The following is a 23829-nucleotide window of genomic DNA, read 5'->3' as shown; positions in this document are numbered from 1 at the left end:
GCCTCCGGGTGTCTCAGATGTCGCGGAAGCGGTTGATGGCGTCGAGGTGCCGCGCGCGCATCTCCTCGTCGCGCACGCCCAGCCCCTCCTCGGGGGCCATGCACAGCACGCCGACCTTGCCCTGGTGCACGTTGCGGTGCACGTCGTGGGCGGCCTGGCCGGTGTCCTGGAGGGAGTACACCTTGGAGAGCGTGGGGTGGATCCTGCCCTTGGCGATGAGCCGGTTGGCCTCCCACGCCTCGCGGTAGTTGGCGAAGTGGGAGCCGATGATGCGCTTCAGGGACATCCACAGGTAGCGGTTGTCGTACTGGTGCATGTAGCCCGAGGTCGAGGCGCAGGTGGTGATGGTGCCGCCCTTGCGGGTGACGTAGACGCTCGCGCCGAAGGTCTCGCGGCCGGGGTGCTCGAAGACGATGTCGATGTCCTCGCCGCCGGTGAGTTCGCGGATGCGCTTGCCGAAGCGCTTCCACTCCTTGGGGTCCTGGGTGTTCTCGTCCTTCCAGAACCGGTAGCCCTCGGCGTTGCGGTCGATGATCGCCTCGGCGCCCATCGACCGGCAGATGTCCGCCTTCTGCGGCGAGGAGACCACGCAGATCGGGTTGGCGCCGCCGGCCAGCGCGAACTGGGTGGCGTACGAGCCGAGACCACCGCTCGCCCCCCAGATGAGCACGTTGTCGCCCTGCTTCATGCCGGCGCCGTTGCGGGAGACGAGCTGGCGGTAGGCGGTGGAGTTGACCAGGCCGGGCGCGGCGGCCTCCTCCCAGCTGAGGTGGTCCGGCTTGGGCATCAGCTGGTTGGACTTGACGAGGGCGATCTCGGCGAGGCCGCCGAAGTTCGTCTCGAAGCCCCAGATGCGCTGTTCCGGGTCGAGCATGGTGTCGTTGTGCCCGTCGGAGGACTCCAGCTCGACGGAGAGGCAGTGGGCCACGACCTCGTCGCCCGGCTGCCAGGCGTTGACGCCGGGTCCGGTGCGCAGGACGACGCCCGCGAGGTCGGATCCGATGATGTGGTACGGCAGGTCGTGCCGCCTGGTGAGTTCGCTGACCTTGCCGTAGCGCTCCAGGAAGCCGAACGTCGACAGGGGCTCGAAGATCGAGGTCCACACGGAGTTGTAGTTCACCGAGGAGGCCATGACGGCCACCAGGGCCTCACCCGGGCCCAGTTCGGGCAGCGGCACGTCGTCCAGGTGCAGCGACTTGCGCGGGTCCTTGTCGCGGGTCTCCAGACCCGCGAACATCTCCGTCTCGTCCTTGTGCACGGTGATCGCGCGGTACGACTCGGGGAGCGGCAGGGCGGCGAAATCGGCGGACGTGGCGTCCTTCGACTGGATCGCGTCCAGGATGTCCTTCACGGTCACGGTGTTGCCTCCGGCGGTGAGCGTCCCGGTGAGGGCCAGGGGCGCTGAGGGTTCGTCGGTGCGGGGTGGGTGCTGCGGGGGTTCGGGCGGGTGCCGTCGGTTCGGCGGGGTGCCGGTGGTGCGGCGGGTGGTGCGTGGCGGCGCTTTGTGGCGCGGAAGATGCCTGTGACGCAGGCGTCCGGGCGTGCGGGCCGGGGCCCGCCGGGACAGTCGGCACGCGGTGCGGTCGCTGCGTGCCGGTCGCCCGGACACCTTCAACGTATGACACCGCGTGTCAGCTGACAAGGCACTGAGTGCCACAACTTCCGCTCAGACGAAATCTTTACGCTACAGATGAGCGATGATCGATCGAACGGGTCCGGAAAGGCGGACGAAAAGCGCCTTTGACATGCCGGAACGGCCACCCCGAAAGGTGGCCGTCAACGCCGCGCGCCGACGGGGGCGTGGCCGTCGGGGGCGCGCGGGAGGGTGCTGGAGCCGGGGGTGGGTGCGGTGCCCGAGCCCGGGGGGAGTGCCGAAGGGGAGGGCGGTGCTCAGCGCTCCTTGAGCGCCTCCTCGATGGTCCGCATGACCTCGTCCAGCGGCGCGTCGGTGCGGGCCACGGTGACCAGGACCTCGCCCTGCCGGGACACCGCGGCGGGGGAGGCGGCGGCCGGCCGGGCCGCCGCACCGGCCGTGGAGCGGCCCGCCCCGATCCCCGTCCCGAAGGTCTTGCGGACGATCGCGAAGGCGTGGTCCAGCTGCGCCTCCACGTCGCCCTGGCCGTCCGCCCGCAGCCAGCGTCGCAGCACGTGGTTGTGCGCGGTGACCACCGCCGAGGCGGCGACCTCGGCCAGCAGCGGGTCGTCGTTGGCGTCGTCCGCGTGCGCGCGCTCGTCGAAGTGGCCCAGCAGATACCGGGTGAACAGGCGCTCGTAGCGGGCCACCGAGGCGATCTCCGCCTCGCGCAGCGTCGGCACCTCGCGGGTCAGCTTGTAGCGGGCGACCGAGATCTCCGGCCGGGCCGCGTACATCTTCATGACCTCCTTGATGCCGCGGCAGACCGTGTCGAGCGGGTGCTCGTGCGCGGGGGCGGCGTTGAGGACGGCCTCCGCGCGGACGAGCGTGTCGTCGTGGTCGGGGAAGATCGCCTCTTCCTTGGAGCGGAAGTGGCGGAAGAAGGTGCGGCGGGCGACCCCGGCCGCCGCGGCGATCTCGTCGACCGTGGTCGCCTCGTACCCCTTGGTCGCGAACAGCTCCATCGCCGCGGCGGCCAGTTCCCGGCGCATTTTGAGCCGCTGGGCGGCGGCGCGGGAACCGGCGGCGCTCTCCGGAGCGTCGGGCGCAGCGGGTGTACGTGAGGACTTGGCGGGCTGGGGCATGACCCGAACGTACTGCATACGCGCAGCCCGGTGCGCGGGTGCCCGGCCTTCGCCGGGCCCGGTGACCGGGGGCGGGGCCGCCGGTTCGAGCAGACCGCCCCACTCGGCGCCCTCCTGGAACCGGCCACCCGGCCGCCGGCCGGCGCGCTCGCCCGGCCGGTCGCCCGGCCGGTCAGCGGCGGGCATGTTCGCGGAAGCCGCGGCCCGTCTTGCGGCCGAGGCAGCCCGCGGCCACCAGGTGCTCCAGGAGGGGCGCCGGGGCCAGACCCGGCTCGCGGAACTCGTGGTGCAGGACCTTCTCGATGGCCAGCGAGACGTCCAGGCCGACCACGTCCAGCAGCTCGAAGGGACCCATCGGGTAGCCGCCGCCCAGCTTCATCGCCGCGTCGATGTCGTCCAGCGAGGCGTAGTGCTCCTGCACCATCTTGATCGCGTTGTTGAGGTACGGGAACAGCAGGGCGTTGACGATGAAGCCGGCCCGGTCCCCGCAGTCCACCGCGTGTTTGCCGATGGTCGCGCACACCTCGCGGACGGTGGCGTGGACGTCGTCGGCGGTCAGCACCGTACGCACCACCTCGACGAGCTTCATGGCCGGAGCCGGGTTGAAGAAGTGCATGCCGATCACGTCCTGCGGGCGCGAGGTGGCACGGGCGCAGGCGACCACCGGCAGCGAGGAGGTGGTGGTGGCCAGCACCGCGCCCGGCTTGCAGACCTTGTCCAGCGTGCCGAACAACTGCTGCTTGACGGCCAGGTCCTCGGCGACCGCCTCCACGGCCAGGTCCACGTCGGCGAAGTCGTCGTACGTGCCGGTGGCCGTGATCCGGTCCAGGGTCCGCGCCGCGGCCTCGGCGGACAGCCGGCCCTTGTCGACGGAGCGCGAAAGGGACCTGCCGACACGGGCCTTGGCGGCCTGTGCCTTCTCGGCGCTGCGCGCGGCGAGCACCACCTCGTACCCGGCCTTCGCGAACACCTCCGCGATGCCGGAGGCCATGGTGCCCGAGCCGGCCACCCCGACACCGCGGACGGACCGGCCCGGGACGAGGGCGTCGCCGTCCAGCGGGGTGAGCGAGTCCCGCACCACCGTGCCGCTGCCCGGCGAGGCGTAGGTGTAGAAGCCGCGGCCCGCCTTGCGGCCGGTCAGACCCGCCTCGCTGAGCTGCTTGAGGACCGGCGCGGGGGCGTGCAGCCGGTCACGGGACTCGGCGTACATGGCCTCCAGCACCGTCCGGGCGGTGTCGACCCCGATCAGGTCGAGCAGCGCCAGCGGACCCATCGGCAGCCCGCAGCCGAGCCGCATCGCGGCGTCGATGTCCTCCCGGGAGGCGTACTTGGCCTCGTACATCGCGGCGGCCTGGTTGAGGTAGCCGAACAGCAGCCCGTCGGCGACGAACCCGGGCCGGTCGCCGACCGCGACCGGTTCCTTGCCCAGTTCGACGGCGAGGTCGGTGACGGCGGCGACGGCCTGCGGCGAGGTCAGCACCGAGGAGACGACCTCGACGAGCTTCATGGCCGGGGCCGGGTTGAAGAAGTGCAGGCCGAGCACGCGCTCGGGCCGGGCCGAGTCGGCGGCCAGGCGGGTCACCGACAGCGCGTTGGTGCCGGTCGCCAGGATCGTCTCCGGCCGCACCACGGCGTCCAGTTCGCGGAAGATCCGGTGCTTGATCTCGTACGACTCCGGTGCCACCTCGATGACCAGGTCGGCGTCGGCCGCGGCGGTCAGGTCGGCACAGGTGCGCACACGGGCGAGGACGTCCGCGCGCTCCTGCTCGCTCAGGCGCCCGCGCGCCACCGCGTGGGCGGTGGAGGCCTCCAGGGCGGCGACGGACCGGGCGGCCGCCGCTTCGCTGATGTCGATGCCGACGACCTCGCGGCCGGCGCGGGCCAGGACTTCGGTGATGCCGGTGCCCATGGTGCCGAGACCGATGACGGCCACGGTCTTCAGCGGGCAGGCGGGCGTGTCGGAGAGGGGAGCGGCCATCGCGGGACTCCAGGAATGAGGGGTGACGACTGGGAGCGCGGCCCGGTGCGCCGTCGGCGCACCGGGTGCGGAAGGACAGGGTGCGGGTGCTGCCGGGCTGCGTGCGCACACGCCCGGGTGCCGTTGCCGCGGGCGCGCACACGCCCGCACGGCGCGGGAGCGGCCGGCTCTGTCCCCGAGCCGGGTCGTGCACCGGCGCCGGCGGTACCAGCGGTACCTGAAGCGCCGGGGGCACCGGAGACCGGGTGCCGGACCGACAGCACTCGCGGTGGCTGCGTCACCAGGCCACTGCGAGTCGGTGCGAGCGGTGGCTCGCTCGTCCGAGATTAACCCGTGGGTAACGAGCGCGCCAGGGGCGAGGGGCCCCGAGTTCGCGAGGCGGCTCCCGCACGGCCCGTCACGCCTCTAAGGTGGCCTCGTGGACGAAGAGTTGCGATCACTCACGGAGCGTTTACGGCAGGAGTCGGGCGGGACGGCGGAGTACCGGCAGCTCCTGGCGACGCAGGACCTGGACGAACTGGCCGGTGTCCTCACCGCCGCGGGCCGGCCGCTGTGGGCCAGGGAACTGGCCGCCTTCCGGCTGGGGACCGCGGGCGACCGCCGGGCCTTCGAGTCCCTCGTCCTGCTCCTCAACCACCGCGACCCCCCGCGCTGCGCCGCCGCCGCGCACGCCCTGGCCCGCCTCGGTGACCCCCGCACGGCCCGCGCGGCGGCGGCCCTCGCCACCAACGAACTGCGCGTCGCCTACGCCCTGCACCCGGTGCGCCTCCTCGTCGCCCTGCGCGCCCCCGAGTCGGTGCCCGCGCTGATCACCACGCTGCGTCGGCGGCTGCGCCCCCACGACCCCTACCGCCGGGTGGCGCTGGCCTGCGTGGAGGGCCTCGGCGCGCTCGGTGACCCCCGCGCCCGTCCGGTGCTCGACGAGGCCCTCGCCCACCCGGCCCTCGCCGAGGCGGCCGTCCACGCACTGGCCCGGCTCCCGAAGCAGCGCTGAAGCGGGGAGCGCCCGCTCAGCCCGCCGGCTGCCCGGCGTACCGCGCCCCGGGCGCGGCGGCCGCGCCCGCCTCGTAGGAACCCCCGGCGCCCTCGCCGCGGAAACCCGCGGGTCGGCAGGAACGCCGGGCGCGGGTGTTCCCCCCCCCATAGCCGGCCGGCAGCGTCTCCCGCCCGCCGGCAGCCCTCACCCGTCCACCACCGCGAAGGCCTCGATCTCCATCAGGAACTCCGGGCGGACCAGGGCGGCGACCTGGACGGCCGAGCAGGCGGGGAGGCGGTCGTCGGGTATGTGGGCGGCGCGGGCCTCGCGGATGGCCGGCAGGTGGGCCGTGTCGGTGACGAAAAAGGTGAGTTTGACGACGTCGTCGAAGGTCGCGCCGGCCGCCGACAGGCAGCGGCGGAGATTCTCGAAGACCTGACGGGCCTGGGCCGCCGGGTCGCCCTCCCCGACGAGGGCGCCCTTCTCGTCCAGGGCGAGCTGGCCCGAGACGGCGACGAACCGGCCGGTGCCCAGGACGACATGGGAGTACTGGGCGGCGGGGGCGACGCCCTCGGGGGCGGGGATCCTGGTCAGTTCGCTCATGCCCCCATGGTGGACCATGGCTCTGACAGTCAGGGCCCCCGCCCCCGGCGGGGACGCAGCGCCTCAGCCCCGGAAGCGGACCAGGTCGTGCAGGGCCGCCCCGCGGGCGGCGCCGGTGCCGCGCGGCGGCTCCGTGGCCGAGGCCCTGGCGCTCAGCGGCTTCGGGTCGGGCACCTTCCGGCAGACGGCGTCGGCCCCGCCGGCCGCACCGCGCGGCACCCTGCCGTCGCCCAGGTACGCCGACAAGTAGGCGTCCAGGCAGGCGTTCCCGCTCAGGGTGATGCCGTGGTTGCCGCCGCCCTGCTCGACGACCAGGCTGGAGCCCGCCAGCAGCCGGTGCACCCGTACGCCGCCCTCGTACGGGGTGGCGGCGTCGTCGGTCGCCTGGAACAGCAGCACCGGCGGCAGGCCGCGGTTGGCGATGTCCACCGGCCGTGCGGCCGCGCCCGGCCAGAACGCGCACGGCGCGTTGTACCAGGCGTTGTTCCAGGCCATGAACGGTGCCTTGCCGTACACCGCCCAGGTGTCCTCGCGCCACTGCCGCCAGTCGCGCGGCCAGGCGGCGTCACGGCACTGCACCGAGGAGTAGACGCTGTAGCCGTTGTCACCGGCGGCGTCGACAGCGCCGAAGTCCTCGTAGGCCTGGACGAGCGGGGCCGTCCTGTGGTCCTTCACGTAGGCGGCGAACGCCTGGGCCAGATAGGGCCAGTAGCCGTTGTAGTAGCCGCCGGGGATGAAGGTGTCCTCCAGTTCGGAGGCGCCGACCCTGCCCTCCGCGGGCTTCCTGGCGAGCGCCGAGCGCATCGTGAACCACGCGGCCTCGACCCGGGCCGGGTCGGTGCCCAGGTGGTAGGCGGCGTCGTTGCGGGCGACCCAGGCCATGAACGCGCGGTGGCGGTCGTCGAAGGCCTGGTCCTGCCGGAGGTTGTCGTCGTACCAGATCCCGCTCGGGTCCACGACCGAGTCCAGCACCAGGCGCCGCACCCGCCCGGGGAACAGCTTGGCGTACACCGCGCCGAGGTAGGTGCCGTAGGAGTAGCCGAAGTAGCTGATCCGCCGGGCGCCGAGGGCCCGGCGGACGGTGTCCATGTCCTGGACGGCGTCGACGGTGCCGATGTACGGCAGCACGCTCGCGTACTTCTTCGCACAGGCGGCGGCGTAGGAGCGCACGCGTGCGAGGTTGGCCTGTTCGAGCGCGGCGGTCGCGGGCACCGAGTCCGGGCGCACGGTCCCGAAGTGCCCGGGCGCGCAGTCCAGGGCGGGGCTGCTCCGGCCCACCCCGCGCGGGTCGAAACCGATGACGTCGTACTGGGCCGCGACGGCCCCGGGCAGCGCGGAGGCGACGAAGGGGGCCAGGGAGAGCCCGCTGCCGCCGGGGCCGCCCGGGTTGACCAGCAGCGGTCCCTGGTACGTCTTCGCGGTGTGCGGGATGCGGGACAGCGCCAGGGTGATCTGCCGCCCGGACGGCCGCCGGTGGTCCAGCGGCACCTTCACGGTGCCGCACTGGAGCGTCGGATGGTCCGTGGTGCCGCACTTCTTCCAGCTGATCCCGGCGGCTCGGGCGACGGCTGCGGGGTGCGGTGTGCGCGCGTCGGCGGGGACGGCGGTGACGGTACCGGCCACGACGAGTGCGGCACCGCACAGCACGGCAGCGCGTTTTCTCATGCGTCCTCCCAGGACGGAGAGGCTGCGGACCGCGCCTGCCGCGATCCTCGCCGCATCGTCCCGGAAAGCACCCCCGGAAGAACGCGAACCGGGGGCTGTTGACCCGAATGGGCTGACCGATGCGCTCGAACGATCTCCGGTGGGCCGACGACGGCCCCCGGTGCGCCGACGACGGTCCCGGCCTCCGGGCGACCGCCCCGGCGCCGGGGTGATCACCTGTGCTGTCCCGGTGCCGGGCGATCACCCGCGGTGAGCCGGCGATCCCGGAGGGACGGTCTCAGAGGAGCGAGAGCTGGACCGGTTCGGCGGGGGCCGGACCGGGGGAGTCCTGGCCGGGCGGTGGCGCCTGCGGCCGGATGCGCCGCGCGGCGCCCGCGCGCGCGGGGCCGATCCCGTACTCCTGGGCCAGCTCGTGCACCTGACGGGTGATCCGGCGCTGGTACCACTTGGGCGCGTAGGCGCCGTCGGCGTACAGCCGCTCGTAGCGCCGCACCAGGTGCGGGTGGTGCTGCCCCAGCCACGCCATGTACCACTCCCGGGCACCGGGCCGCAGGTGCAGCGTGAGCGGGGTGACGGAGGTGGCCCCCGCCGCCGCGATGGCCCGCACCGTCGCCCGCAGCTGCGCGGGGTGGTCGCCGAGGAAGGGGATCACCGGCGCCATCAGCACCCCGCAGCCGATGCCGTGCTCCCCGAGGGTGCGTACGACGTCCAGGCGGCGCTCCGGCGGCGGTGTGCCCGGCTCCACCGTGCGCCACAGCTCATGGTCGGTGAAGCCCACGGAGACGGAGATGCCCACGTCGGTGACCTCCGCCGCCCGCACCAGCAGGTCCAGGTCGCGCAGGATCAGGGTGCCCTTGGTCAGGATCGAGAACGGGTTCGCGCGCTCGGTCAGCGCGGAGATGATGCCGGGCATCAGGCGGTAGCGGCCCTCGGCGCGCTGGTAGCAGTCGACGTTGGTGCCCATCGCGATGTGCTCGCCCTGCCAGCGGCGCGCGGCGAGCTGGTGGCGCAGCAGCTCGGGCGCGTTCACCTTGACCACGATCTGCGTGTCGAAACCGAGACCGGTGTCCAGGTCCAGGTAGCTGTGCGTCTTGCGGGCGAAACAGTAGACGCACGCGTGCGTGCAGCCCCGGTAGGGGTTGACCGTCCATTCGAACGGCATGCGGGAGGCCCCGGGGACCCGGTTGATGATCGAGCGGGCCCGGACCTCGTGGAAGGTGATCCCGCGGAACTCGGGCGTGTCGAACGTGCGCGTGGTGACCGCGTCCGCGCCGAAGAGCGCGGCGTCGGCCCGGCTGTGTCCGGTGTCCCCGGAGTGTCCGGACTCCCCGGTGTCCCCGGAGTCCGCTGTGAGGTTGTCCCAGCGCATGACGCCTCCTCGGTAGCACTCCCCACAGAATAGAACACATGTTCCCATGATCGTGCGGATGGCCGCGGCGGGCCCGTTCCGGAGCCGTTCGCGACCGTCCGCCGTGCCGGGTCCGATCACTTGCCGCACCCCGATTTGGGGCCCGGGGGAGCGGGGTGGTTGGCTTGCCCCAACCCTGAGAACGGATGTCCTGGAGGAACCCCATGGCGCAGGTCGAGGCCACTACCGAGCGGGTCGTCGCGGCGGACGCGGAGAAGGTGTTCGACGCCCTCGCCGACTACAGCGGCACCCGCGAGCGGCTGCTGCCCGAGCACTTCAGCGAGTACGAGGTGCGCGAGGGCGGCGACGGCGAGGGCACCCTCGTCCACTGGAAGCTCCAGGCCACCAGCAAGCGCGTCCGCGACTGCCTGCTGGAGGTGAGCGAGCCCACCGACGGCGAACTGGTCGAGAAGGACCGCAACTCCTCCATGGTCACCACCTGGCGGGTCACCCCGGCCGGCGAGGGCAGCTCCCGCGTCGTCGTCACCACCACCTGGCAGGGCGCGGGCGGCATCGGCGGCTTCTTCGAGAAGACGTTCGCCCCCAAGGGCCTCGGCCGGATCTACGACGCCCTGCTCGCCCGGCTCGCCACCGAGGTCGAGAAGTAGTCCCGCCCCGCAACTGACCCGGCACCGGCCCCCGTTGGCCGCGTCACCGGTTCGGGTGATCTCCCCACCGCCCCGCCTCGTGCCGTAACCCCGCGGGCTGTCCGTAGTTGTCGCTTTGCGCGCGGAATCTGCGCGACAGCGCGACGAGGGAGAGGGTCAAGTGGGCGGGATCACTCTGGTGCAGGACGAACCGGTCACGGCGCCACCGGAGACCCGCGCCGCGCCGGCCGGGAGCACCGCCGTGCTCCCGGCCGGCGCCGAGCCGCTCAGCCCCCGCCGGGTCCGGCTGGTCTTCGTCGGGCTGATGCTCGCCCTGCTGCTGGCCGCCCTGGACCAGATGATCGTCGCCACCGCGCTCCCCAAGGTCGTCGGGGAGCTGCACGGCCTGGACAAGATGTCCTGGGCGATCACCGCCTACCTGCTCACGGCCACGGTGGGACTGCCCGTCTACGGCAAGCTCGGCGACCTGGTGGGCCGCAAGGGGGTCTTCCAGTTCGCCATCGCGGTCTTCGTCATCGGCTCCGCACTGGCCGGGCGGGCCGGGACCATGGACCAGCTGATCGCCTTCCGCGCCGTACAGGGGCTCGGCGCCGGCGGCCTGATGATCGGCGTGCAGGCCATCATCGCGGACATCGTGCCGCCCCGGCAGCGCGGCCGGTTCATGGGGCTCATCGGCGCCGCCTTCGGCCTCGCCTCCGTCGCCGGCCCGCTGCTCGGCGGGTACTTCACCGACCACCTCTCCTGGCGGTGGTGCTTCTACATCAACGTGCCCTTCGGCCTGGTCACCCTCGCGGTCGTCACAATCGTGCTCAAGCTGCCCAGGCCGCACGTCAAGGCGCGCTTCGACATCCTCGGCACGCTGCTGCTCGGCACCGCCTCGACGTGCGCGGTGCTGCTGACCAGCTGGGGCGGCACCGAGTACGCCTGGGGATCGCGCGTCATCCTCGGCCTGGGCGCGGGCGCCGCCGTCGCGGCCGTCCTCTTCGTCGTCGCCGAACGCTTCGCCGCCGAACCCCTCATCCCGCTGCGGCTCTTCCGCGACTCCGTCTTCAACATCAGCGGCCTGGTCGGCCTGGTCGTCGGCGTCGCCCTCTTCGGCGCGGCGAGCTACCTGCCGACCTTCCTGCAGATGGTCGACGGCGCCTCCGCCACCGAGTCCGGGCTGCTCATGCTGCCCATGATGGGCGGCATCGTGGTCGCGTCCATCGTCTCCGGGCAGCTGATCAGCCACACCGGCCGCTACAAGATCCACCCGCTGCTCGGCAGCGCCCTGTCCGTCGTCGGCATGTGGCTGCTGTCCCGGCTGGAGGTCGGCACCTCCCGGCTCGAGTACAGCATCTGGATGGCCGTCCTCGGCGCGGGCATCGGCCTGGTGATGCCCGTCCTCGTGCTCGCCGTGCAGAACTCCGTGCGCCCCGCCGACCTCGGCACCGCCACCAGCGCCAACAACTACTTCCGCCAGATCGGCGGCAGCGTCGGCGCGGCCGTCTTCGGCACCCTCTTCGCCGACCGGCTCGCCGACGCCCTGCGCGACCGCCTCCCCGCGCGCGGGGGCGCCGCCCTCCCCGACCCCGAGTCGATCACCCCGCAGGTGGTGCACGCGCTGCCGCCGGCCCTGCGCGACGCCTACATCCAGGCGTACGCCGACGCGATGCCGCGGATCTTCCTCTACCTCGTGCCGGTGCTCGTCCTCGGCCTGATCATCGCCTTCTTCCTCAAGGAGAAACCGCTGGTGTCCCACAACACCCCCGCCCCGGCCGCCTTCGAGACCGAGCCGGCGCCCCTGAACCACACCGTGCCGCCGTCGCGGGCGCCGTACCCGGCCGGCGTCCCCGTCTGCGGCACGGTGCAGCACGCGGACGGGACCGTCGTGCCGCGCGCCGCGCTCACCCTGATCGACGTCGGCGGACAGCAGATCGGGCGGGGCGCCAGCGGCGAGGACGGGCGGTACGCGCTGTCCACGCCGGGCACCGGCTCGTACGTCCTGATCGCCGCGGCCGGCGGCCACCAGCCGCAGGCGGTCTCCGTGACCGTGGGCGAGCGGCCCGTCGAGCTCGACGTCGTCCTCGGCGGTGCCGGACGCCTCGCGGGCACCGTGTGCACCGCGGACGGCAGCCCCGTGCGGGACGCCACCGTCACCCTGACCAACGTCCACGGCGAGGTCGTCGCCAGCACCCGCAGCGGACGCGAGGGCGGCTACGTCATCACCGAACTGGTCGCGGGGGAGTACACCCTCGCCGCCAGCGCGCCCGCCTTCCGCCCGGCCGCGCTCCCCGTCAGCGTGCAGGCCTCCCGCGAGACCCGCCAGGACGTGGAACTGGCGGGCGGCGCCGTCCTGCGGGGCACCGTGCGGGCGAGCGCGGGACGGCCCGTCGAGGACGCGCGCGTGACGCTGCTCGACGCGGCGGGCAACGTCGTCGACACGCTCACCACCGGACCCGACGGATCCTTCCGGTTCGTGGACCTGTCCTCCGGCGAGTACACCGTGATCGCGGCCGGCTACCCGCCGGTCGCCACGGTGCTCCAGGTCGCGGGCGGCGGACGCACGGAACGCGACCTCCAGCTCGGCCACGAGGACTGAGCGGACCGGTGGGCGGGCGCGCCGGGGCGCGCGGGCACATGGCGTCCCGGCGGCCCCGGCGTCCCGGCGGCCCTGCGCGCCCGGGGCTGCCGGACGACGGGCCACCGGGACGCCGGAGTGCACACCGCCTCGCCGCCGGAGCCAATTCCCGGGTTTGCCGCACATCGTGACCGGACGGCCCCGTACCGTGGTGGGCCTGGGATCGCAGATCTTGCGGAGCCGTGCGAGAGGGGCCGGCCATGGACCGTGGCACCGACGGGGACGCGTCTCGCGGCCACGCGGCCGGGGGCGGAACTCCTGGCGCGGTACGGGCTGCGGCCGGTGCCGCGCGGGCCGGGGCCGGGAGGGTTCCGCTGGCCGTGGTCGTCGTCGACCGGGACGGCCTGGTGTCGCACTGGAGCACCGGCGCCCGGCGGCTGTTCGGCACCGGCAGGGAAGAGGCCGTCGGCCGGGCGGCGGCTGACCTGCTGCCCGTCTCCGGGGCGCTGCCCGACGCGGCCGAGGACGGCGGTGTGCTCCCGCACCCGGGGCACGCCGCTCACGCCGTCCCCGGCGCCGACGACGGCCACGACGGGCTCGGGCCCGGCCTGGAGTCCTCCCTCGACGGGCGCCTGTCCTACCCGGCCGCGGGCCGCGCCCGGCTCACCGTGCCGGGGCGCGACCGCGTCGACGTCCTGTGGTGGGCCTACCCCCTGGTGGGCCCGGGACCGGAGCGGCTGCTGGTGCTCGCGGCCGACGCGGACGCGCTGGGCCGACCGGCCGGCGCCGGCGGTCACGGCCCCGCCGGCGTGGGACTCTCCGGTGCGGCGGGGCTCGTGGGCGGTGCGGCGGCCGGGCACGGCGCCTTCACCGTGGAGCGCGTCGCGCCCGCCTTCGCGCTGCACACCGACTTCCCCGGCGCCGAGGAACTCGCGCGCAGGCTCCCGGAGATCCTGCCCAGCATGAGCGTGGGCGAGAGCGCCCGCATCGTCGCGCAGATCCTCGAACTTGGCTACCCCGTACTGGAGTTCAGTCAGAACGACCGGGTGCCCGTCACCCCCGACTGGGGAGTGCCCCGGCGGGCCGGGCGCGGTGCGCAGCGGCGGCGGGCCGCACGGGCCGCCGCGCCGGGACGCCCCGCCCCGCACGGTCCCGGCGAAGGCCTCGGCGAGACGCCCGACGGGCGCTCCGACGAGGCGTCCGACGGCGGGTTCGAGGACGAACCCGTCGACCTGGAGTACGCCGCCGTCCGGGAGCGCCTGGAGTTCCTCAACGAGGTCAGCGGCCGCATCGGCACCTCCCTGGACCTCGCACGGACCATCGTGGAGGTCAGCCGGGCCGTCGTCCCGCGCTTCACCGACGTCGCCGGCACCTATCTGCGGGAACAGGTCGTCGCGGGCGAGGGCTTCGCCGAGGGGGTGCCCGACACCACGACCATGTGGCACCGGGTCGCCCTGGAACACACCGACGAACCCGGTCGCTGGGACGACGTGGTCCCCGTCGGGGAGGCGATGCCCTTCCCGGCGCACACGCCGTTCTTCCAGTGCATGACGAGCGGCGAGCCCGTGCTCGTGCCGCGCATCGGGGAGGAGATGGGCCACGCCATCGCCTCGCAGTTCGAGAAGCGGGACATCCGCCCCCTGATCACCCACCGCTCGATGCTCGTCGTCCCGCTCAAGGCGCGCGACGTCGTCCTCGGCTTCATGATCCTGCTGCGCCACCCCGAGCGCGCGGAGTTCAACGACATGGACCGGGTCACCGGCGCGGAACTCGCCGCGCGCGCCGGGCTCGTGCTCGACAACGCGCGCATGTACACGTACCAGGAGAGTGTCGCCGAGACCCTCCAGGACAGCATGCTGCCGCACATCCCGGCGCGGATGGCGGGCTGTGACATCGCCACGCGCTATCTGCCGGGCACCCTGCTCGGCCGGGTCGGCGGCGACTGGTTCGACTCGGTCAAACTGCCCGGCGCCCGGACCGCGCTCGTCGTCGGCGACGTCATGGGGCACGGGCTCAACTCGGCCGCCATGATGGGCCAGTTGCGCACCGCCGTGCAGACCATGGCCGCCCTCGACCTGCCGCCCGCGCAGTTGCTGCGCAACCTCGACGACCTCGCCCAGCGGCTCGGCGACGCCTACCTGGCGACCTGCCTGTACGCCGTCTACGACCCGGTCGCGGGCGAACTGCACCTCGCGAACGCGGGCCACGTCCCGCCGGTCCTGGTGCGCGCCGCGGACGGCCGCAGCGAGCTGCTGGACCTGCCCACCGGAGCGCCGATCGGGGTCGGCGGGGTGCCCTTCGAGACGGTGCGCGTGCGCGTGGAGCCCGGTGACCGGCTGGTGATGTGCACCGACGGGCTGGTCGAGGTGCGCGGCGAGGACATCGGGTCCGGACTGGCCACCCTGTGCGCGTCCGCTGCCCATCCCGCCGCGTCCATGGACGACGCCTGCGACACGATCATCCGCGCCCTCAACCCGCGCGGGGGCCGTAAGGACGACGTGGCACTGCTGATGGCACGCCTCAACGGCATCGGGCCGGACGACGTCGCCGAGTGGCGGCTCGCCCGTGATCCGGCCGAGGTGGGCCGCGCCCGTGCGGCGGTCCGAGAGCAGGTGCACGCGTGGGGTCTGGGGCGCCTCGCCGACCCCGCCGGGCTGCTGGTCAGCGAGCTGGTCACCAACGCCGTACGGCACTCCCACGCACGCCCTGTCGCACTGCGCCTGGTCCGCGCGGACACCCTGCTCTGCGAGGTGGAGGACGACGACCACGACCTGCCCGTGCTGCTGAGCGCGGGTCCCGCCGACGAGGCCGGGCGCGGCCTGCGCGTGGTCAGCGCCCTCGCCCGCGAGTGGGGCACCAGCCGGACGCGCACGGGCAAGACGGTCTGGTGCGAACTGTCCCTTCCTCCTCGCTGAGGAGAGAAGGCGGGACGGCCGGGCCGGGACGGGGGTGTGAAGGAGCGGGCAGGGTGCTTGCCCGGAGGTGAGGGGCACGGTAGACCGTTCTCCCGCCGTCGCTCACGACGGATCACCGCCGCACACTGGGGAGTTGGCCATGAGCGTGACGAGTCGGTACCGGCAGGCCTGGGAGGGGTTCTGGCGTGCGGCGCCCGACGGACCGGGGGAGGTGTTCTGGGACGCCGGCCCGGCGGTGACCGCCGCCGTGCACGTTCCCCTGTTCGCCCCGCACCTGGCCGTCACCGGTCTGCCGCTGGTGGACCTCGGGTGCGGCAACGGGACGCAGACCCGGTTCCTGGCCGGCCGCTTCCCGAGGGTCGTCGGCGCGGACATCGCGGCGGCGGCCGTCGCACGCGCCCGGCTCGCGGACCGGGCCGGGCGGGCGGAGTACCGCGAGCTGGACGCCACCGACAAGGCCGCGGCGGACGCCCTGCACGCCGAGCTGGGCGACGTGAACGTCTATATGCGCGGTGTCCTGCACCAGTGCGAGCCCGACGACCGGCAGGCGCTCGTGGACGCGCTCGCGGTGCTCGTCGGGGAGCGCGGCCGGGCCTTCGTGGTCGAGCTGTCCGAGGCGGCGCGGCCGGTCCTGGGCCGGCTGGCGCGGGACCCCGCGGGGCCGCCGCCCAAGCTCGCCCCGGTCCTCCGGCACGGGATAGCCCCCGGCGAGGTGAGCGACGACACGGTGCCGCACCTGCTCCGCTCGGCCGGCCTCACCGTCCTGGCCGCGGGCGAGCTCCCGCTCGTCACGACGGAGCGCACCCCCGCCGGCACCCGGATAGAGCTGCCGTCCAGGTGGCTGGTGGCCACGGCCGCCCCGGAGTGAGGCCCCGGCCGCGCGACCGGCCGCCGGAAGGGCCCCGAGTCCCGCGACCGTCCCCGGGCGGAGCTCGGTCTCGCGGTTGCGGTCCGGTGAACCCGGTCTCGGGGGCGCGGTCCGGTGCACCCGGCTTGGCGGCCGCGATCCGGTGAACCCGGTCTGGCCGCGGTTCCGGTGCACCCGGTCTGGCGGTCGGGTCTGGCGGCCGCGGTCCGGTGACCCGGGGCTCGGTGTCGCGGCCCGGTGACCCCGGTCCCGCCACCGCAGTCCGGCCGTCCTGGGCCGCACCCGTCGCGGCCGGCCCTGTCCTCGGCCGAGCACGCACGCCCACACGCCCTGACATCCCGGCCCCGCGCCGCCGCGGCCCGCCGCCGACGGTCCGGCGGCCCGGTCCGCGGTCCGTGACCGGTGAGCCGGGCGCTCCAGCAGCGGGGCCAGCCGCCGCCACCGCCCCGCCCCAGCTCAGCGTGTCAGAGGGGCGGCGTATTGTCGCATTGACGTAGTTTGCAGGAGGGGTGGGGAGCAGGGGTGGTCCCTACAGCCTGTAGGGTGACGTTCACCCCCACCGCATCCCCCACCGTACAGAGACGAGAGGTGGCCGTGTCGAGCGTCGCGCCCGAACCGGACGTCAGCGTTGTCGTCATCGTCTACAACGACGAAGAGCGTCTTCCGGCGGCCGTCGGTTCCGTTCTGGAGCAAACTCTGCGCAACGTCGAGGTCGTCATCGCCGACGACTGCTCGACGGACGGCTCCTACGGGGTCGCGCAGGCGCTCGCCGCGGCCCACCCGGGCAAGGTCCGCGCGATCCGGCTCGCGGAGAACAGCGGCGGCTGCGGAGAGCCCCGCAACGAGGGTGTCAAGGCCGCCCGCGGCCGCTACGTGATGTTCCTGGACAGCGACGACACGCTGGAGCGCAACGCGTGCCGCAACATGGTCGAGGCCGCCGACCGCACCGGCGCCGACCTCGTCTCCGGCCTCTGCGTGCGCGTGTACACGGACAACCGGCACGGCAAGCGCGTCGCCTGGTACCCGTGGCTGTACCGCAGCACCCGCACGCTGGACTCCGTCGCCGAGCTGCCGGACCTGTTCGTCTTCGACACGCTGTCGACCAACAAGTGCTACCGGCGCGACTTCCTCCTCGGCAACGACCTCGTCTTCCCGCGCGGCATCCACTACGAGGACCTGCTCTTCTCCGCCCAGGCCTACCTGGCCGCGCGGCGCATCACCCTGATCCCGAACACGGTCTACCACTGGAACGTCGTGGAGAAGACCGAGGCCAAGTCGATCAGCAACCGCCGCGGCGAGATCAGGAACTTCGCCGACCGGGTCGAGATCCACCGCCGTATCGACGCCCTCCTGGAGCGCCAGGGCCAGGAGCGGCTGAAGCTGTGGAAGGACATCAAGTTCCTCAAGCACGACCTCGTGCTCTACCTGCGGGAACTGCCCTTCCTCGACGACGACTACCGGCACGGCTTCGCCGAGCTGGCCCGCGGGTACGTCCAGGACTTCCCCGAGGCCGCCTACGCCGAGCTGGACCGCGTCCACGCCATCTGCGCCCAGCTGCTGCTGCGCGAGGACTGGGCGGACCTGATGCCGGCCATCGACACCCTGATCAACCGGCAGAAGATCGCCACCCCGCTGGTCGAGCGGGACGGCCGGATCTACTGGACCGACCGCTACCTCGACGACCCGGACATGCGCTCCGTCCTGGACGTCACCGGCCTCGGCCACCACGCCAAGCGGCTGAACCAGATGTTCCTGCGCAACCAGCTCACCGAGTACGCCGTGGACGGCGGCGACGTCCGGCTCGCGGGTGCGATCGTCAACCCGCTGCACACCATCGCCCCCGGTGCCAGGCTCACCGCCGAGCTGGAGTTCCGGGCCCGGCGGCGCAGCCTGCAGACCTTCCGGTTCCCGGTCGCCGCCGTCACCCACGAGGGCGACACGATCGCCTGGCGGGCCGAGGTGCCCCTGACCCGGCGCCTGCGCCCGCTCGGCATCATCGACGACGTCTGGGACGTCCGTCTGCACCTGAGCGCGGACGGCGCGCGCACCACCAGCCGCCTCACCGTCGGCACCGTCGACCTCGAGCACGCCGAGGCCCTCCCGGTCCGGCCGCGCCTGACCAGGCTGATGGCCGACCGCATCGAGGCCCAGGTGTCCGCCAAGGGCCACCTCGCCTTCCGGCTCGCCCAGCACGGCCAGGCCGCCCGCACCGGCCGCGCCGCCGTCCAGCGCAACCTGCACGGCCGCCCCGCGCGCGCCGCCAAGGGCGCCTACCGCAAGCTGCGCGCCGTGCGCCGCGACCTGAACTCCGGCACCCGCAAGCTCCAGGTCTACGACCGCATGCTGAGCAAGCTCCCCGTCCGCAAGGGCACCGTCGTCTTCGAGAGCCACCTCGGCAAGCAGTACAGCGACAGCCCCCGCGCGATCTACGAGGAGCTGCGCCGCCGCGGCGTGCCCGTCACCGCCGTCTGGTCCTACGCGGGCGACCGGCCCAAGGGCTTCCCCGAGGATGCCGAGCTGGTGCGCCGCTGGTCGTGGCGGTACCTGAAGGCGCTCGCCCAGGCCGAGTACTGGATCGACAACCAGGGCTACCCGCTGCGCCTGGCCAAGCGCCCCGAGACGACGTACATCCAGACCTGGCACGGCTCCGCGCTCAAGCGGATGGGCTTCGACGAGCCCACCCACCGGATGCAGTCCGAGCAGGAGCAGCGCTCCTACCAGCAGGCCCTGGACCGGTTCGACCACTTCGTGGTCCGCAGCGAGCACGACGTGCGCACCCTCGCCCGCGCCTACCGCATCCCCGAGCACAAACTGCTGCGCACCGGCTACCCGCGCAACGACGCCCTCGTGCGGGCCCGCGAGTCGGACGCACCGGACCCGCAGGCGCGGCGGCTGGCCGAACGCCTGGGCATCGACCCGGGCAAGCGGGTGCTGCTGTACGCGCCGACGTTCCGCGCCCACCCCGACGGCCGGGTCCGCGACTTCGCGTTCCCCTTCGACGTCGAGGAGTACGCCGACCGCTTCGGCGACGACCACGTCCTGCTGGTGCGCGCGCACTACCTCAACCGGCTCACCCTGCCCCCCTCGGTCGCCGGACGCGTCATCGACGTCAGCGCGGAACCGGACATCACCCCGCTGATGCTGCTCGCCGACGCACTGATCACGGACTACTCCTCGGTGATGTTCGACTACGCGCTGCTCCAGCGCCCCATCGTGTTCTACGTCCACGACTGGGAGGAGTACGCCGAGGACACCCGCGGCACCTACTTCGACCTGCTCGCCGAGGCGCCCGGCCCCGTGCCGCGCACCCCGGAGGACCTCTTCGCCGCGCTCGGCGACCTGACCGCCGTGCACACGGCGTACGAGGCCCGGCTGAAGGAGTTCGTGGACAAGTACGGCGAGTACGACCGCGGGGACGCCGCGGCGCGGATCGTGGACCGTTTCTTCGGCCCCGCGGGAGAGGCCCGATGACCCAGCGCGACATCTTCTTCGTGGCCAACGAGGTCAACGAACTCGGCGGCGTGGGCCGCTGGCAGGCCCAGCTCGCCAGGCTGCTGGCCGACCGCGGCCACCGGGTCACCATCGCCGGTATCGCACCGGCGGGCCACCCGATGGACCTCGGCGAGAACCCCCCGTTCCGCACGGTCACGCTGTACGCCCGCCGGCCCCCGGGCCGCCCCCGGCCGCGCCGCCTGCTCGGCTCCGCCGACCCCGCCCTGCGCCGCCACGACGCCCACATGCGAGCCGCCGCCGGCCGGCTCACGGCCCTGTTCCGCGCCGCCTCGCCCGGTGCGGTGATCATCGTCACCCAGGTCTGGGCGATGGAGTGGGTGGCCCTCGCGGACACCGCCGGGCACACCGTCGTCGGCATGACCCACGAGTCCTTCGAGACGGCCCGCAAGTCGTCCCGTTTCGCCCGGGTCAAGAAGTACTACGCGGACGTCGACCGGCTCCTCGCCCTCACCCAGGAGGACGCCGACCGCTGGGTCGGCGAGGGCATGAACAACCTCGGCTTCATGCCGAACCCGCTGCCCATCGACCCCGGCACCCCCTCCCCGCGCACCGAGAAGGTCGTCGCGAGCATCGGCCGGCTCTCCCACGAGAAGGGCGTCGACCTGCTGCTGGACGCCTGGGCGGAGGCCGCCCCGCAGCAGCCCGGCTGGACCCTGCGGATCTACGGCAGGGGAGAGTCCGAGGCGGAGCTGCGCCGGCAGTGCGCCGAACTGGGCATCGAGGACTCGGTGGACTTCGCCGGGCAGACCGACGACGTGCCCGGGGCGCTGCGCGCCTCCTCCGTCTTCGTCCAGTCCTCCCGCGGCGAGGGCTTCCCGCTGGTGCTGCTGGAGGCGATGGCGAGCGGGGTGCCGTGCGTGGCGTTCGACTGCGCGCCCGGTGTCCGGGAGATCGTCACCCACGACGAGGACGGACTGCTCGCCCGGCCCGGCAACACCTCCGAACTCGCCCGCCACCTCGTCCGGCTGATGTCCGACGAACACCTGCGGGACGCGATGGGGGAACAGGCGCTGCGCAGCGTGCGGCGCTTCGACCCCGCCACCATCACCCGCCGCTGGGAAGAGCTGTTCGACTTCCTGGAGCGGTGACACGAGGATCCAACCGGCGATCGCGGGTACCGGTACGCCGACGACCGGCCGGGAACCGGCCGAGGACAGGCTGACGACAGACCGAGGACGGAGCGCGCATGACGGTGAGGCACTCCCGTGACGACCGCGGCAGGAGCAGGGACCTGATGGTCAACCCGGTCTTCAGCCGGGAACCGCTGAAGGTTCCGCGGTACGCGATGCCGTCGGGGGAGATGGAACCGGACACGGCCTACCAGATCATCCACGACGAGCTGATGCTCGACGGCAACGCCCGGCAGAACCTCGCCACGTTCGTCTCCACCTGGGCCGAGCCGGAGGCCCGGCGGCTCATGGACGAGTGCGCCGAGAAGAACATGATCGACAAGGACGAGTACCCGCAGACCGCGGAACTCGAGACCCGGTGCGTCCACATGCTCGCCCGCCTCTGGCACGCCGAGGACCCCCGGCACGCCGTCGGCTGCTCCACCACCGGGTCCAGCGAGGCCGCGATGCTGGGCGGGCTCGCGCTCAAGCGCCGCTGGCAGCACCGGCGGCGCGCGCAGGGCAAGCCGGCCGACCGGCCCAACCTGGTCATGGGCATCAACGTCCAGATCTGCTGGGAGAAGTTCGCCGACTACTTCGAGGTCGAGCCGCGCTACGTGCCGATGGAGGGGGACCGCTTCCACCTGACCCCCGAGAAGGCCGTCGAACTGTGCGACGAGAACACCATCGGGGTCGTCGCCGTCCTCGGCTCCACCTTCGACGGCAGCTACGAGCCCGTCGCCGGCATCGTCGCCGCCCTGGACGACCTCCAGGACCGCACCGGACTGGACATCCCCGTCCACGTCGACGGCGCGTCCGGCGCGATGATCGCCCCCTTCCTCGACCCGGACCTACCCTGGGACTTCCGGCTGCCGCGGGTCGCCTCCATCAACACCTCCGGCCACAAGTACGGCCTGGTCATGCCGGGTGTCGGCTGGGCGCTGTGGCGGGACAAGGACGCCCTCCCCGACGACCTCGTCTTCCACGTCAACTACCTCGGCGGCGACATGCCGACCTTCGCGCTGAACTTCTCCCGGCCCGGCGCGCAGGTCGTCGCCCAGTACTACAACTTCCTGCGCCTCGGCTTCGACGGTTACCGGCGGGTCCAGCAGACCTGCCGGGACGTCGCCACCCGGCTCGCCGCCGAGATCGCCGGACTCGGACCGTTCGAGCTGATCACCGACGGCAGCGACATCCCCGTCTTCGCCTTCCGGATGCGGGACGGCATCGACCACTACAGCGTCTTCGACGTCTCCGCGGCCCTGCGCGAGAGCGGCTGGCTGGTGCCCGCGTACACCTTCCCGAAGAACCGCACCGACCTGGCGGCCCTGCGGATCGTGGTCCGCAACGGCTTCAGCCACGACCTCGCCGACCTGCTCCTGGCCGACCTGCGCCGCGTCCTGCCCCGCCTGGACAAGCAGCACGAGCCGCACCGCAGCGCCGACGACGCCGGCGGTTTCGCCCACGGCGCGGAGACCAAGAACCCGCGCTCCCCGGGCCGCCACTGACCGAGGAGGTACCCGATGTGCCGTCTGTTCGGCCTCAGCAGTGCCCCGCAACGAGGCCGCGCCACCTTCTGGCTCCTGGACGCGCCCGACAGTCTCAGCCGGCAGAGCCGCCACGACCCCGACGGCACGGGCCTCGGCTACTTCGCCCCGGACGGCACCCCGCACGTGGACAAGGCCCCGATCGCGGCGTACCAGGACCGCGCCTTCGCCGAAGAGGCCCGGGAGGTCGAGTCCACCACCTTCCTCGCACACGTCCGCTACGCCTCCACGGGCAGCCTGGACGCCCGCAACACCCATCCCTTCGAGCAGGAGGGACGGCTGTTCGCGCACAACGGGGTCATCGAGGACCTCGGCCGGCTCGACGAACACCTCGGGCAGGACCGGGCGCTGGTGCGCGGCGACACCGACTCCGAGCGGTTCTTCGCCCTGATCACCCGCGAGATCCGCGACCACGGCGGTGACATCACCGCCGGCATCGGGCACGCCGCCCGCTGGATCGCCGGGCACCTGCCCGTCTACGCCCTCAACCTCGTCCTCATCACGCCGGGCGGGCTGTGGGCGCTGCGCTACCCGGACACCCACGAGCTGTACGTGCTGCGACGCCCCGCGGGGGGACCGCACGGCGGACGCCATCTCGACCACAGCGGCAGCCGGGGACGTATGCGGGTCCACTCGCAGAACCTGGCCGGGAAGCCCGCCGTGGTCGTGGCGAGCGAACGCATGGACGACAACCCCGAGTGGCGTCTCATGGAGCCGGGGGAACTCCTCCACGTGGGTCCCGACCTGAGCACCACCAGCAGCACCGTCCTGCCCGACGCCCCCGCCCGCCGGCTCACCCTGGCCGATCTGCGCCCCGAGGCCGCCGCCTCCCAGACGGTCGCGTGACCCCCGATCAGTGAACTGACGTCAGGTCAGGGATCTTTTCTTTCCTTCCGACTTGGCGTCAAGTCCCGTCCGTGTGCCGGGGATTCGCCCATGACGCGTCCTCAGACGCGCACGCCGAACTGGTAGGGCATGTTGCCCATCGACTCGTAGCGCACGAAAGCGCCGCTGTGCGGGGCGTGCAGGACCATGCCCTTGCCGGCGTAGAGGCCGACGTGGTGCAGGTCGCCGTAGAAGAAGACCAGGTCGCCCACCTGGAGCTGGCTCTGCGAGTAGATGCGCTGGCCGATGTTGGCCTGCGCCTCGGAGGTGCGCGGGATGGAGATGTTGGCCTGCGCGTACGCCCAGGAGGTCAGGCCCGAGCAGTCGAAGGTGGACGGGCCGTTGTGACCGTAGTCGTACGGGCTGCCGATCTTGCTCTGGGCGGCGGAGAAGGCGGCGCCCGCGTGGCCGCTGCCCGGGGTGATCTTGCCCATGGAGACCCGCTCGGTGCCCCGGGTGGCGCGGGTCTGCTCGGC

At 73.2% G+C, this 23829-nt stretch carries 16 protein-coding genes; 9 read left to right on the top strand and 7 right to left on the bottom strand.

All coding sequences use genetic code 11. From position 1 onward, the window contains the following. Positions 1–13: 13 nt before the first annotated feature. The 3 genes from ccrA to ABZ719_RS27755 all read right to left on the bottom strand — a co-directional run bounded on the left by ccrA (position 14) and on the right by ABZ719_RS27755 (position 4696). Positions 14–1351 carry a crotonyl-CoA carboxylase/reductase gene (gene ccrA, locus ABZ719_RS27765; RefSeq protein ID WP_366727946.1) on the bottom strand — a complete coding sequence of 446 codons (1338 nt, stop codon included), beginning with the start codon at positions 1349–1351 and terminating at the stop codon, positions 14–16. A 539-nt stretch (positions 1352–1890) separates the two neighbouring features. Continuing rightward, complete coding sequence (locus ABZ719_RS27760) at positions 1891–2718, bottom strand: TetR family transcriptional regulator (RefSeq protein ID WP_366727903.1); 828 nt, start codon at positions 2716–2718, stop codon at positions 1891–1893. Positions 2719–2890: 172 nt separating this feature from the next. After that, on the bottom strand, positions 2891–4696 hold the full coding sequence (locus ABZ719_RS27755) for a 3-hydroxybutyryl-CoA dehydrogenase (RefSeq protein WP_366727902.1): 1806 nt from the start codon (positions 4694–4696) through the stop codon (positions 2891–2893). Between the two features lie 418 nt (positions 4697–5114). Between ABZ719_RS27755 and ABZ719_RS27750 the strand changes: the two genes are divergently transcribed. Next, positions 5115–5690: an adenylosuccinate lyase gene (locus tag ABZ719_RS27750; protein WP_366727901.1), complete on the top strand. Its 576-nt coding sequence runs from the start codon at positions 5115–5117 to the stop codon at positions 5688–5690. 186 nt (positions 5691–5876) lie between these two features. On the opposite strand, the gene ABZ719_RS27745 is transcribed toward ABZ719_RS27750, so the two are convergent. The 3 genes from ABZ719_RS27745 to ABZ719_RS27735 form a co-directional block, all read right to left on the bottom strand. Next, on the bottom strand, positions 5877–6275 hold the full coding sequence (locus ABZ719_RS27745) for a RidA family protein (protein WP_366727900.1): 399 nt from the start codon (positions 6273–6275) through the stop codon (positions 5877–5879). A 63-nt stretch (positions 6276–6338) separates the two neighbouring features. After that, positions 6339–7940 (bottom strand): alpha/beta hydrolase, encoded by a 1602-nt coding sequence (locus ABZ719_RS27740; RefSeq protein WP_366727899.1) that lies wholly within the window; start codon positions 7938–7940, stop codon positions 6339–6341. Positions 7941–8217: 277 nt separating this feature from the next. Beyond that, the gene (locus ABZ719_RS27735) at positions 8218–9309 is read right to left on the bottom strand and encodes an Rv2578c family radical SAM protein (protein WP_366727898.1); all 1092 of its coding nucleotides are present in this window, start codon (positions 9307–9309) and stop codon (positions 8218–8220) included. 203 nt (positions 9310–9512) lie between these two features. On the opposite strand from ABZ719_RS27735, the gene ABZ719_RS27730 reads away from it, so the two are divergent. The 8 genes from ABZ719_RS27730 to ABZ719_RS27695 all read left to right on the top strand — a co-directional run bounded on the left by ABZ719_RS27730 (position 9513) and on the right by ABZ719_RS27695 (position 23314). Further along, complete coding sequence (locus ABZ719_RS27730) at positions 9513–9956, top strand: SRPBCC family protein (protein WP_366727897.1); 444 nt, start codon at positions 9513–9515, stop codon at positions 9954–9956. A 160-nt stretch (positions 9957–10116) separates the two neighbouring features. Then, positions 10117–12537 (top strand): MFS transporter, encoded by a 2421-nt coding sequence (locus ABZ719_RS27725; RefSeq protein WP_366727896.1) that lies wholly within the window; start codon positions 10117–10119, stop codon positions 12535–12537. Between the two features lie 239 nt (positions 12538–12776). Continuing rightward, entirely contained in the window at positions 12777–15431 is a 2655-nt protein-coding gene (locus ABZ719_RS27720; protein ID WP_366727895.1) for a SpoIIE family protein phosphatase, read from the top strand. 139 nt (positions 15432–15570) lie between these two features. Continuing rightward, positions 15571–16299, top strand: a complete 729-nt coding sequence (locus ABZ719_RS27715; protein ID WP_366727894.1) for a methyltransferase domain-containing protein — start codon at positions 15571–15573, stop codon at positions 16297–16299. 588 nt (positions 16300–16887) lie between these two features. Then, a complete protein-coding gene (locus ABZ719_RS27710) occupies positions 16888–19770 on the top strand; it encodes a bifunctional glycosyltransferase family 2 protein/CDP-glycerol:glycerophosphate glycerophosphotransferase (RefSeq protein WP_366727893.1) in 2883 nt (960 codons plus the stop codon). After that, on the top strand, positions 19767–20900 hold the full coding sequence (locus ABZ719_RS27705; protein WP_366727892.1) for a glycosyltransferase: 1134 nt from the start codon (positions 19767–19769) through the stop codon (positions 20898–20900). Before ABZ719_RS27710 ends, ABZ719_RS27705 begins: the two co-directional genes overlap by 4 nt. A 98-nt stretch (positions 20901–20998) precedes the next feature. Further along, positions 20999–22429 (top strand): glutamate decarboxylase, encoded by a 1431-nt coding sequence (locus ABZ719_RS27700; protein WP_366727891.1) that lies wholly within the window; start codon positions 20999–21001, stop codon positions 22427–22429. A gap of 15 nt (positions 22430–22444) precedes the next feature. Then, the gene (locus ABZ719_RS27695) at positions 22445–23314 is read left to right on the top strand and encodes a class II glutamine amidotransferase (protein WP_366727890.1); all 870 of its coding nucleotides are present in this window, start codon (positions 22445–22447) and stop codon (positions 23312–23314) included. 101 nt (positions 23315–23415) lie between these two features. On the opposite strand, the gene ABZ719_RS27690 is transcribed toward ABZ719_RS27695, so the two are convergent. Further along, a partial coding sequence (locus tag ABZ719_RS27690) for a C40 family peptidase (RefSeq protein ID WP_366727889.1) occupies positions 23416–23829 on the bottom strand: 414 nt, incomplete at its 5' end.

The organism is Streptomyces sp. NPDC006743, from assembly GCF_040703815.1.
GTDB lineage: Bacteria > Actinomycetota > Actinomycetes > Streptomycetales > Streptomycetaceae > Streptomyces.
This window is presented reverse-complemented; position numbering and strand designations above follow the sequence as displayed.